Raw genomic sequence first — 7,700 nt, 5'->3', positions numbered from 1 at the left:
CCCCCGCAACGGCGCGCACGCGGGCAGCGGCAGCGGCAGCCGACGCGACGCCGCGGGCGAGGCTGCGGCGTCGGGGGGCGCTGTCAGCCCCCGGTGGGACACGCGCACCCATGAGCGACCCCATCCCCCACTGGGCCCTGGCCGAAGCCGCCGAAGGCCTCTGGCACGCCAGGCCGCTCACCGCCGCGCCCTCCCCCACGCTCACCTTCCGGGACCCCGCGGACGCGATCCGCTCCGCCCCCGCCGCCACCCGCTGGATCTGGCGCAGCACCACCGCCGTCTACCCCCGCCTCCTCGCCGCGGGCATCCGCGTGGAGCGCTGCCACGACATCGAGGACGCCGAGCTCCTCCTCCTCGCCCACGAGGGCCGCTCCGGCGAGCCCCGCTCGGCGGCGGCGGCCTGGGCCCGGCTCACCGGGGCGCCCGTACCGCCCGATCCGCCGCCCCCGCAGCGCGCGGCCGCCCCCAGCGCCCAGGACTCCCTCTTCGATCCGCAGCCCGCCCGCGTGCCCCTCCCCCTCGACGCGCTCGTCGCCGTCTACGAGGACCAGGCGCGACGCCACGCCGCCACCGCTCACCCCGACCGCATGCGCCTGCTCACCGCCTCCGAGTCGGCGGCGTTCCTGATCGCCGCCGAGATGCACCGCGCGGGCCTGCCCTGGCGGGCCGACGTGCACCGCGCGCTGCTCACCGAGCTCCTCGGCGACCGGTACGCGGGCGGCGGCGAGCCGCGCCGCCTCGCCGAGCTGGCGGACGAGGTCTCCGCCGCGTTCGGCCGCCGCGTACGTCCCGACCTGCCGGCCGATGTCGTCAAGGCCTTCGCCGAGGCGGGGATCCGGCTCAAGTCCACGCGCCGCTGGGAGATCCAGGAGCTCGGCCATCCCGCCGTCGAGCCGCTCCTCGCGTACAAGAAGCTGTACCGGATCTACACCGCCCACGGCTGGACCTGGCTCCAGGACTGGGTCCGCGACGGCCGCTTCCGCCCCGAGTTCGTCCCCGGCGGCACCCTGACCGGCCGCTGGGTCACCAACGGCGGCGGGGCCCTGCAGATCCCGAAGGTGATCCGCAGGGCCGTCGTCGCCGACCCCGGCTGGCGGCTCGTCGTCGCCGACGCCGATCAGATGGAGCCCCGCGTCCTGGCCGCGATCTCCCGTGATCCGGCGTTCATGGAGGTGGCCGGCCGCCCCGAGGACCTGTACACGGCCATCTCCCGCCAGGGCTTCTCCGGTGACCGGGACATGGCCAAGCTCGCCGTCCTCGGCGCCGTGTACGGGCAGACCTCCGGCGACGGGCTGAAGAACCTGGCCGCGCTGCGCCGCCGCTTCCCGCAGGCCGTGGCGTACGTGGACGACGCCGCCAGGGCGGGGGAGGAGGGCCGGCTCGTACGGACCTGGCTGGGCCGGACGTGTCCGCCGCCGGCCGGCGGCGACGAGGACGGCGAGGCCGGGATCCCGCAGGACCGGGAGGAGGGCTGGACTCCGGGCCACGCCTCCACCAACACGCGGGCCCGCGGCCGGTTCACCCGCAACTTCGTCGTCCAGGGCAGCGCCGCCGACTGGGCCCTGCTGCTGCTCGCGGCCCTCCGGCAGGCCATCGCGGGCGCCGGGATGCGGGCCGAGCTGGTGTTCTTCCAGCACGACGAGGTGATGGTGCACTGCCCCGCCGAGGAGGCCGAGGCCGTCGCCGAGGCCATCCGTGCGGCCGGCGACCGGGCCGGCCGGATCGCCTTCGGTGACACCCCGGTCCGGTTCCCGTTCACCACGGCGGTCGTGGAGTGCTACGCGGACGCCAAGTAGCGGCGTCCGCTCCGGCCGGTCAGCCGACCCACTTCGGGTCCAGGGCGATCCGGCGCAGCTCCTCCATCGTCAGCGCGGGCTCCTTCCGGGTGGCGGCCTTGTTCTGGTTGCCCGAGTTGAAGGCGGAGATCACCACGCGCAGCCCGTTGGGCCGCAGCGTGTCGACGGTCCACATGACCACGTTCGCCCCGCCCTTCTCGCCGGGCTGCTGCTCCGCCACCACCTTGGTGCCGTCGGGGAGGGTGGTGGCGTCGGGGGCGCCGAAGCGGGCCGCGAGTGCCGGGCCCATGCCCTGCTGCGCGTTGACCTGGACGAACGAGGCGCCCTTGCCGTCGTCGAGCACGAGGTAGCCGTAGTCGCCCGAACCGCCCTTGCCGGTCACCGTGAGCCCGGACTGCGGCAGCAGGGACTCCAGGATCACGCCGGCGTCCGCCACCGTGGGCGGGGTGGCGGGGGACTGCGGCTCGGCTCCGGCCGCCGGCAGGTCGCCGAGCGCCGGGCGCCACAGCGTCGAGATCGCGAACTCCTTCAACTGGGACGCGTTCAGGGGCGGGTCGACCCGCGAGACCTTCGCGCCCTTCTCCGCCGGCGCGTTCCACTCCTGCACGTCGACCTGGTAGCCCTCCGGTGTCACCAGGATGGCCCGCCACAGCTTCGTGGGCTCCCGGCGGTCGGGGTACTCGTACCCCTTGAAGAGCTGGATCCGTCCGCCGTCGGGCAGCGTGTCGAGTTCGCAGGCGTCGTGCTCGACGACGTTCCCGTCCGGGCACTTCAGCAGTTCCGCGGCGCTCCGGCCGGACGGGTCGGTCCGCGTGAGGGAGACCCCGATGGCCGCCTTGCCCTGACCGTCGTCGTAGACCCCGGAGACGCTCGGGCCCACTTCGTCTGCCGTGCCGCGCGCCTCGATGTCGGACAGCTGCCCCTTGGGCAGCAGCTTCTTGAACACGGCGGCCATCTGATCGGCGGGAACGGCCCCACTGCCGGTCCGCTTCCCCTTCCCCTTCTCCGGCAGGGCGGGCGGCGCGGCGACGGTCTGACCGCCGGACGTGCCCGCGGCGTCGAACAGCCCCCCGGTGTAGGCACTGCCCGCGCCGATCACGGCGAGCGCCAGCACGGATCCGCCCACGACGGCGGCCCGGCGGCGCGCCACCAGCCGCCGCCCGCGCTGTTCGCCGGCGCTCACGAGGGCGTGCCGGTCGGGCGTGAAAGCCTCGCCCGTGCGCCGCAGGGCGTCGCTGAGGTCGTCTTCAAAGGGCATGCGGAACCAGACCTTCCATCCAAGGGCGAGGGTGAAGACGGACCCGGCAGGGGACTGCCGGGCACGCCGGGGGCGAAGGACGTGCAGGACGTGCAGGACGTGCAGGGAACCTCAGAGGCCGGCGAACTCGGCCAGCGAGCCGCCCAGTTGTTCCCGGAGCCGGCCGAGCGCCCGCGTGGTGCGGGTACGCACCGCCGCGGAACTGGCGTTCATCGCATCGGCGGTCTCCTCCACACTGCGGTCCTCCCAGTACCGCAGCACGAGCACCGCCCGGTCCTTCGGCGCCAGCCGGCCCAGCGCCTCCAGCAGCGTCAGCCGCAGCGCCGGATCGGTGCCGCCCGCCGCGGGCGCTCCCGGTTCGGGGAACTCCCCGACCGGGCGCTCCCCCGCCGACCTGCGCCGCTGGTGCGTCAGGAAGGCCCGTACGAGCACGGTCTGTGCGTACGCCGCCGGGTTGTCGATGCGCGAGATCCGCCCCCAGAGCAGGTACATCCGCCCCAGGGTCTCCTGCACCAGATCCTCCGCGAGATGGGTGTCCCCGCTGGTCAGCAGGCAGGCCGACCGGTACAGCGGCCCCGACCGGCCTTCCGCGAACTCACGGAACCCTTCTCTGCGAGCGTGCCGCATTTCCTCCCCCTCGCGTCCGTCTCACCCCATTGACGCGCCGGCGGCCCGCAGATGTTTCACCCTTGTCCAAGTCCGTTGAAGTAGATGTGGAACGCGTCGCGTTCGAAGCCCTCCGCCTCGTACAGGGCCTGTGCGACGTGGTTGTCGTACGCGGTCTCCAGCTGCACCCCGGCCACCCCGGCCTCCCCGGCCCGGCGCAGCACCTCGCGCAGCAGCGCGCGCCCGGCGCCGGTGCGGCGGCCGGACGGGTCGACGTACAGGTCGCTGAGGATCCACAGGGGGCGCAGGGCCAGCGACGAGAAGGTCCGGTAGACCTGCGCGAAGCCGACGGCGCCGGCTCCCGGCCCGGCCCCCGGCGCGTCGGCGAGCAGCACGAGCGACTCGCCGGCCCGGATCCGCTCGGCGAGGAAGGCGCGGGGGGCGTCCGGGTCCTCGACCTCGACCTCGTAGAAGTCGAGGTAGCCGCGGAACAGTACGGCCGCGGCCTCGACATCGGCTTCACCGGCGACGCGCACGACAGGATTCTGGTGGTCGTTCATGCCACCAGTGTTCAGTGCTCAGTGTCCGGTGACGGGCTGGGCGGGCAGGCTGAAGACGTGGTCCGGGGTGACGATCTTGGTGATCGCCTCGCCGAAGAGGGTGCTGGGCTCGGAGCCCTGGTGGGAGATGTCCGTGTTCAGCGTCAGCACCAGCGTGGCCTTCGCCTGCGGCAGGTACACGACCAGCGCCTGGTAGCCGGGCAGCGAGCCGTTGTGCCCGATCCAGCCCTGGACGTTGAAGATGCCCAGGCCGTAGCCGGTGCCGGGCAGCGCGTCGACGACCTTCAGACGCTGGGCCTGGGTGGCGGGCTTCAGCAGCGTGCCCGTGGCCAGCACCTTCGCCCAGGTCTTCAGGTCGGCGAGATCGGAGATCATGGCCCCGGCGGCCCAGCCCCAGGAGGGGTTCCAGTCGGCCGCGTCCTCCACCTTCCCGGAGGCGGTCTGGTCGGTGTACCCCTGGGCGTGCGGACTCGGGAACTCCGCGCCGACGGGGAACAGCGTGTGGCGCAGACCGGCGGGGCGGACGACCTTAGCGTTGACGTAGTCGTCGAGCCTCTGCCCGCTCAGCTTCTCCACCACCAGCCCCAGCAGGATCAAGTTGGTGTTGCAGTAGAAGAACTTCGCGCCGGGCTCGAACAGCACCGGGTGCCTGAAGGAGTACGCGAGCAGCTCCTGCGGGGTGAAGGGGCGGCGGGGGTTGCTCGTGAACGCCTTGAAGAAGCCCTCGTCCTCCGAGTAGTTGAACAGCCCGCTGCGCATCCCGGCGAGCTCGCGCAAGGTGATCCGGTCCCCGTTGGGCACCCCGGAGACGTACTTGCCGATGGGGTCGTCCAGCCCGGCCTTGCCCTGGTCGACCAGCTGGAGCAGGGCGGTCACGGTGAAGGTCTTGGTCACGCTGCCGATGCGCATGTTCATGTCCGTGCCGATCGGCCGGCCGGTGGCCTTGTCGGCGACGCCGAACGCCCGTACGTACGAGCCCTTGCCGGGAGCCGAGAGCGACACCATCACCCCGGGCACCGAGGCCTGGCTCATCACCTTCCGGACGGCGTCGTCCAACTGCCGGGCCACGGCGGGGGTCAGCTGGGGAAACTCCCCGTCGGCAGCCACCGGGGCCGATGCCGGGGCCGGGCGGGCGGCGGGCGCGTCCGCCGCGTACCCCGCGCCGAGGGGCACCAGCACCAGCCCCGCCGCGACCGTCCCCACCACCGCTCTGCGCAACCGTGTCGACATGCCGGCCTCCTGCCACGCGCCGCCCGGGTCCAGCCTCCCCACGCTAGCCCCGCCCCCACCCCCCGGCGACCGGAGCCCGGCCCGCCCCGGGGGATTCGCCCGCGAAAAGCGAATTTCGGCGGTCCGCCGCTTTCACGCACTTGCTTTTCCATGACCACGCCATGGGCGTAACTTGACCTTAGGCTGGGAACCGCAGCGCCGCCGGACCGTTTCCTCAGATCTTGCTCAAAGTGATTGGGCTTGATCGATAACTCCGGGTAAGGTCGACCGCGGGCTTGATCAACAAGCCTCGAGGCGGAGCTCACAAGAGCTCCACCGAGCACGGGGGACGTGCTTGATTCGCAACGGGGATAAGACTATCCGGATCCATGGGGGACCGTTGTCCCGCATGGCGGCAGGCGCGGGGGTGGAGCACCCCCGACTCGGGTTCCGGCGCCCGCGAGGCGCACGGCTCATCCTGGTGCTGCGGACTGCGAAGAGGGCCTGACCAGGCCTTTTCGCACTGGCACGTATGTACGTTCGGCGATGCAGGTGGGGTTCGCCACCCTTCGCCGGATGACCGGCAGGACCGTTCGCGGTCCGCCGGGCACGTCCCCCCGGTTCAAAGAACGGGGAAATTCTTCATGCACATCCGCGGCTCCGACCGGGCGCTTTTAGCTACGGAAAGCGATTACTCCACCCTTCTGAGGCCGATCTTTAGAAGAATTGAGGGGAAATTCTCCCGGGCGGAACCCCGGGAGCATGCACTCGGTTATCTTCAAGGACTCCTTGCGAGTTCCGGGCAGCAGAACGCGCGGAAAGCCATCGTGCAGGCGAAGGACGCGAGTTCGGACGGAAAGCGGCGCCTGCTCACCACCTCCCGGTGGGACGAGGACGGAATGCGCGACGAGGTCAGGGACTTCGTCACGGAACGCCTGGCGAACCCGCAGGGCATCCTGGTCATCAGCGAGGACGGATTCGTCAAGAAGGGCGACCACTCCGTCGGCGTGGACAGGCAGTACTGCCCCGGCAGGAGACGCGTCGAGAACTGCCAGCTCGGCGTCTTCCTCGTGTACGCGGACGGCCACGGCGCCGCGGCGATCATCGACCGCGAGCTGTTCCTGCCCCGCAACTGGTGCGACGCACGCGATCGCCGCCGCAGCGCCGCGGTTCCCACGGACGTGCCCTTCCGGTCCAAGGACGAGCTGGCCGGCTTGATGGTCGAGAGATCGCTGGACGCGGGCGTCCAGGCGGGGTGGGTGGTGTCCCCCCTGCCGTACGGCTGCAGCCACGCCCTGCGTGCGGAGCTCGAGCGCCGCGCGATGCCCTACGTCCTGGCGGTGACTCCCGAGGACCTCCCGGACGTGCCCCCGGCCGGCGGACCGACGGCGCCCGGGTTCGAGCGCCGGCTGCTGCGCCACCCCGGCACGGAGAACGGCGGGGACCGGACCTACCTCTGTTTCGTCCCCGCGGGGACCGAACCGGCCCGGCTGGAACATGCGTTGCGCTGCGCCGGAGAGGCCGGGCGCCATCTGCGGTCCGCTCGCGAAGAGGCGGGACTCGACCGCTACGAGGGGCGCGTCTGGCGTGCCTGGTACCGCCACATGACCCTCGCCATGGCGGCGCACGCCGGCCTCGTCGTCTCCAGGACCCGGCCCGCCGGACGCCGGCGGCCGGTGCGACAGGCCGGCAGCGCCGGTGAACGCCCGCTCCGGACCTGCCCGCGCCCGTCGGCGGAGGCCGGGGCCGCGCGGTAATTCTTCTTCCGCGCTTCGTTTGGGTGGCCGTTTGCGTACTTGATAGACAGGTGCGGAGACGCCGGACGGAAAACCGACGGCCGTTAATTCGAAGCACATCACCGGCTGCCGCAGAAGGCTGTGCCGGTATGAGCCGCGCCGTCGGCAATTCGGGTGACTCACATTCCGCCATTGGTCTCCGGATGCTGGTTTCCAGGGGCCCGCCATCGCCTTCAAGGAGGACGGATCATGATGAACGCTGTCGACGAGAACATCCAGGCGCAGGTCGAAGAGGTCACCATCGAGGACCTGACCGAGGTCAACGGTGCAGGCTTCAGCTGTGTCGGGACCATCGGCTGTGCCGGATGCCCGAGCACGGCGAGCACGGTCGGCTCGCACTGAGCCGGCTGTGACCGGGGGTGGGGGGGCCCCCCCCCCCCCCCCCCCCCCAAAAATTACGAAAAAGCGGGGAAATCAAAATACCCACCACGCGAGGTAATAACCGAACGGCGTGTGTAAAAAAAAAAAAAAACCC

7 protein-coding genes are annotated in these 7,700 nt (G+C 71.8%); 3 read left to right on the top strand and 4 right to left on the bottom strand.

The window, feature by feature from the left end; all coding sequences use genetic code 11:
- Positions 1-110: 110 nt before the first annotated feature.
- Positions 111-1,796: a bifunctional 3'-5' exonuclease/DNA polymerase gene (locus tag ACFXA3_RS12205; protein ID WP_385185597.1), complete on the top strand. Its 1,686-nt coding sequence runs from the start codon at positions 111-113 to the stop codon at positions 1,794-1,796.
- Between the two features lie 19 nt (positions 1,797-1,815).
- Here the strand turns inward: ACFXA3_RS12205 and ACFXA3_RS12200 are convergent, their stop codons facing one another.
- The 4 genes from ACFXA3_RS12200 to ACFXA3_RS12185 all read right to left on the bottom strand — a co-directional run bounded on the left by ACFXA3_RS12200 (position 1,816) and on the right by ACFXA3_RS12185 (position 5,450).
- Positions 1,816-3,054 (bottom strand): hypothetical protein, encoded by a 1,239-nt coding sequence (locus ACFXA3_RS12200; RefSeq protein ID WP_385185594.1) that lies wholly within the window; start codon positions 3,052-3,054, stop codon positions 1,816-1,818.
- Positions 3,055-3,165: 111 nt separating this feature from the next.
- A complete protein-coding gene (locus ACFXA3_RS12195; RefSeq protein ID WP_385185592.1) occupies positions 3,166-3,681 on the bottom strand; it encodes a SigE family RNA polymerase sigma factor in 516 nt (171 codons plus the stop codon).
- A gap of 56 nt (positions 3,682-3,737) precedes the next feature.
- Positions 3,738-4,220: a GNAT family N-acetyltransferase gene (locus ACFXA3_RS12190; RefSeq protein WP_385185589.1), complete on the bottom strand. Its 483-nt coding sequence runs from the start codon at positions 4,218-4,220 to the stop codon at positions 3,738-3,740.
- Positions 4,221-4,238: 18 nt separating this feature from the next.
- Positions 4,239-5,450, bottom strand: coding sequence for a serine hydrolase domain-containing protein (locus tag ACFXA3_RS12185; RefSeq protein WP_385185586.1), 1,212 nt, complete (start codon positions 5,448-5,450; stop codon positions 4,239-4,241).
- Positions 5,451-5,818: 368 nt separating this feature from the next.
- Here ACFXA3_RS12185 and ACFXA3_RS12180 point away from each other — a divergent pair, with 368 nt between their 5' ends.
- Positions 5,819-7,186 carry an IS701 family transposase gene (locus ACFXA3_RS12180; protein WP_385185583.1) on the top strand — a complete coding sequence of 456 codons (1,368 nt, stop codon included), beginning with the start codon at positions 5,819-5,821 and terminating at the stop codon, positions 7,184-7,186.
- Positions 7,187-7,414: 228 nt separating this feature from the next.
- Positions 7,415-7,567, top strand: coding sequence for a thiocillin family RiPP (locus tag ACFXA3_RS12175; RefSeq protein ID WP_385185581.1), 153 nt, complete (start codon positions 7,415-7,417; stop codon positions 7,565-7,567).
- Positions 7,568-7,700: the final 133 nt, after the last annotated feature.

The organism is Streptomyces sp. NPDC059456 (assembly GCF_042750055.1).
GTDB lineage: Bacteria > Actinomycetota > Actinomycetes > Streptomycetales > Streptomycetaceae > Streptomyces.
This window is presented reverse-complemented; position numbering and strand designations above follow the sequence as displayed.